This is a genomic window from Dietzia sp. Cai40 (assembly GCF_014145165.1).
Taxonomy (GTDB): domain Bacteria; phylum Actinomycetota; class Actinomycetes; order Mycobacteriales; family Mycobacteriaceae; genus Dietzia; species Dietzia natronolimnaea.
Map to the genome: position 1 here is coordinate 1 of NZ_JAALEB010000286.1, position 3,855 is coordinate 3,855.

Below are 3,855 nucleotides of genomic sequence, written 5' to 3' on the forward strand. Positions count from 1 at the left end.
GCGGCGGCGGCGACGAACGCCCCCGGCGGTCGGGGATCGCGACCGGCGCGCACGTCGGCCACCGCCTCGGCGAAGGCCTCGCCGTCCGGGTACCGACGAGTCGGATCCTTGACCATGGCGTCGGCGAGGAGCCTGCGGACCGGCGGCGGCACCGAGTCGGGCAGCGGGGGCGGCGTCTCCCGGACGTGCATCATCGCCACGCTCACCGGCGAGTCGGCCACGAACGGCCTGCGCCCGGAGACGCACTCGTACCCCACCACGCCGAGCGAGTACACGTCCCCGGCCGGGGTGGTCTCGTGGCCCATGGCCTGCTCGGGGGCGATGTACTGGGCGGTGCCCACGACCATCCCGGCCTGCGTGACCGCCGCGGACCCCATCGACTTGGCGATGCCGAAGTCGGTGAGCTTGACCTGCCCGGAGGGCGTGATGAGGATGTTGCCCGGCTTGACGTCCCGGTGCACCAACCCGATCGCGTGTGCGGCGTTGAGTGCGCGACCGGTCTGCTCGAGCATGTCGAGCGTGTGGCGCAGCGGGAGCGACCCCTCGCGGGACAGGACGTCGGACAGCGGCTCGCCCACCACGAGCTCCATGACCAGGTAGGACAGTGGACTGCCCGAGGCCGGGTCGTCGATCTGGCCGTAGTCGTAGACCGTCGCGATCCCCGGGTGGGAGATCCGCGCCGTCACCTTGGCCTCGGATCGGAACCGCTCCACGAACTCCTGGTCGGAGGAGAACTCGGCCTTGAGCACCTTGACCGCCACGTGCCGGTCCAGCACCGCGTCGGCGGCCTCCCAGACCTGACCCATCCCGCCCGTGGCGATCAGGCGCAACAGGCGGTACCGGCCGGACAGGAGCGCTCCGGAGTTGAGGCTCATCCGGCTCCCCCGAGGAGGGCACCGAGGACCTCGCGCCCGATGGGTGCGGCGTAGGTGGAGCCCACCGTGTCGCGGGTGACGCCCGGCCCGGATTCGATCGCCACGGCCACGGCCACGTCCTGCCCGGGTACGAACGCGATGTACCAGGTGTAGGGGACGGACTCCGCGGCGTCCACGCCGTGCTCCGCGGTGCCGGTCTTGGAGGCGATGGTCACCCCGGGCAGGCCGCCCCCGGCGTTGCGCTCCGCGCCCTCCATGAGCTCGGTGAGGGTGCCGGCCTGCTCGTCGGTGAGGGCGCGTCCGGCGTCCTCGGGGGTGAACCCCTGCACCACGGAGAGGTCCGGCGCCGTGAGCGAACGGATCAGCTTCGGCTGCATACGCACCCCGCCGTTGGACACGGTCGCGGCCACCATGGCGTTCTGCAGCGTGGTCATGCGGACATCGCTCTGACCGATCGAGCTCATGGCGAGCTGGGCGGCGTCCTCCATCTGGCCGAGCCCGGACGGCGCCGCGGGGATCCCGAGCTCGTCCGGCTCACCGCCGTCCACACCGAAGCGCTCGGCCATCTCGGTGAACGCGTCGGCACCGATCTCCTGGCTGAGCTCCACGAAGGGCACGTTGCAGGAGAGCTCGAACGCGGTGCGGAGGGTCACGGTGCCGCCCCCGCAGGCCTGGCCGGCGTAGTTCTGCAGGAACGTGGAGGTCCCGGGCAGCAGGGTGCGGTCCGCGCCGGAGACCGGGGTCTCCGGTCCCATCCCGGACTCGAGGGCGGCGGCGGTGGTGATGACCTTCATGGTGGACCCGGGAGGCAGGGACTGCTGGGTGGCGTGGTTGAGCAGCGGCCGGTCGGGGCTCTGCTCGATCCGCGCCATCTCCTGCGTGCGGACGGTCTGCTCCTGGCTGGACAGGGCGTTGGGATCGAAGGACGGGCTGGAGGCCAGCGCCAGGACCTCGCCGGTGGAGGGTCGGACCGCCGCCACGGAACCCACGAAGGGTCCCTGGCCCGCGCCCCGCTGCAGCGCCGCGTAGGCGACCTCCTGGGCGACGGGGTCGAGCGTCAGCTCCACCGAACCGCCCTGGGGGGTGCGCCCGGAGATGAGCCCCGAGATGCGCTGGGAGAGCAGCCGCGGGTCGGACCCGTTGAGGAACGCGTCCTGGGACTGTTCGATCCCCGAGGTGGCGAACTGCAGGGAGTAGTACCCGACCGTCGGGCCGAACGCGGTCGGACCGGTGGGATAGGTGCGCTCGAACTCGTACCTGCCCTCGGAGGGGACCGACATGGCCAGCACCCGGCCGCCGGCGGTGATCTGCCCGCGCTGGCGGGAGTACTCGTCGAGCAGCATCCGGGTGTTGCGGGGGTCGGCGCGCAGGTCGTCGGCGCGGAAGACCTGCACCCAGGTGAGCTGGAGGAGCAGCGCGACCACCATGACGATGGCGGCGATCGCGATCCTGCGGATGGCGGCGTTCACGCGGCGCTCACCCGGACTTCCGGACGCGGGCCAGCAGCGGGGTCCGCATCATGCCCGTGGCGGCCTCGGCGAGCGCGGGTGTCTGACGCGGGGTCGGCAGCGGCCGCCGGGCGTCGTCCGACAACCGGAGCAGGATGGCCAGCAGGGCGTAGTTGGCGAGCAGGCTCGACCCGCCGTAGGCCATGAAGGGCAGGGTGAGCCCGGTGAGCGGGATGAGGGTGGAGACCCCGCCGACCACCACGAACACCTGGATGGCCACGGTGAAGGCCAGGCCGACGGCGACGAGTTTGCCGAAGCTGTCCCTGATGGTCAGACCCACGCGGATCCCGCGCAGGACGATGATCGTGTAGATCATCAGCACGGCGGCGAGGCCGATCAGGCCCAGTTCCTCGCCGATCGTGGAGGTGATGAAGTCGGTGCCCGCGAACGGCACCTGGTCCGGCCGCCCGTTGCCGAGTCCGGTGCCGCCCATGCCGCCGGAGGCGAGACCGAACAGTGCCTGCGAGCTCTGATAACCGCCGGTGTCGAAGTAGGCGAAGGGGTCCTGCCAGATCTGGAACCGCACCCGCACGTGCCCGAAGAGGGCGTAGGCCAGCACGCCACCGATACCCACCAGCACCACGCCGATGAGCAACCAGCTGACGCGCTCCGTGGCCACGTAGAGCATGGTGAGCACGGTGGCGAAGAGCAGGAGCGCCATGCCGAGGTCCGTGTTGAACACCAGCACGCCCAGGGACAGGAACCACGCCACGATGATCGGCCCGAGGTCACGCCCGCGGGGCAGGTCCACGCCGAGGATCCGCCGACCGGCGCTGGTGAACAGCTCCCGCTTCTCGACCAGGATCGAGGCGAAGAAGATGATGAGCAGGATCTTGGCGAACTCGCCGGGCTGGATGGTGAAGCCGGGCAGGATGATCCAGTTCTTGGCGCCGTTGATCTCGGAGAACCGGGCGGGCAGCACCGCCGGGATCGCCAGCAACACCAGGCCGGCGAAACCCATGGTGTAGCCGTACCGGGACAGCACCCGGTGGTCCCGGAGGAAGTACAACACGGCCGCCATGAAGGCCAGCCCGATGAGGGTCCACAGCAGCTGCCGGGTGACGTCCATCCCCGGCGGGTCGGTGCCGTTGGCCACGGCGCGCGCCGCGTACGCCAGGTCGAGGCGGTAGATCAGCACCAGGCCCAGGCCGTTGAGCAGGGCGACGGCCGGCAGGAGCACCGGGTCCGAGAAGGGGGCCAACCACCGGATCAGCAGGTGGGCGCCGCCGCACAGACCGAGGTAGGCGAGGGTGAGCCAGAGCAGTGTGAGGCTGAGTTCCTGCTCCTGGGCCAGCTGGACCAGCAGCAGTGCGAATCCGACGATCACCGAGGCGGCGACCAGCAGGACGAGCTCCTTGCCGCGGCGGGGCGGGGCCGGAGCCGCCTGCGTTCCGGGTACGGGGGCGGCCACGGGTCAGCTCACCGCCCGGCAGTCGACTCCCGGCACGGGGGCCGGGGCGGGCGGGGGTGTG

General features: G+C 71.4%; 3 protein-coding genes. All 3 read right to left on the minus strand.

The window, feature by feature from the left end; genetic code table 11:
- Positions 1–875 (minus strand): serine/threonine-protein kinase (locus G6022_RS11295; protein ID WP_182691588.1); only part of this gene is annotated, 875 nt, incomplete at its 3' end.
- Positions 872–2,344: a penicillin-binding protein 2 gene (locus tag G6022_RS11300; RefSeq protein WP_182616176.1), complete on the minus strand. Its 1,473-nt coding sequence runs from the start codon at positions 2,342–2,344 to the stop codon at positions 872–874. The genes G6022_RS11295 and G6022_RS11300, both read right to left, overlap by 4 nt.
- Before the next feature lie 7 nt (positions 2,345–2,351).
- Positions 2,352–3,794, minus strand: a complete 1,443-nt coding sequence (locus G6022_RS11305) for an FtsW/RodA/SpoVE family cell cycle protein (protein ID WP_182610726.1) — start codon at positions 3,792–3,794, stop codon at positions 2,352–2,354.
- Between the last annotated feature and the right edge of the window lie 61 nt (positions 3,795–3,855).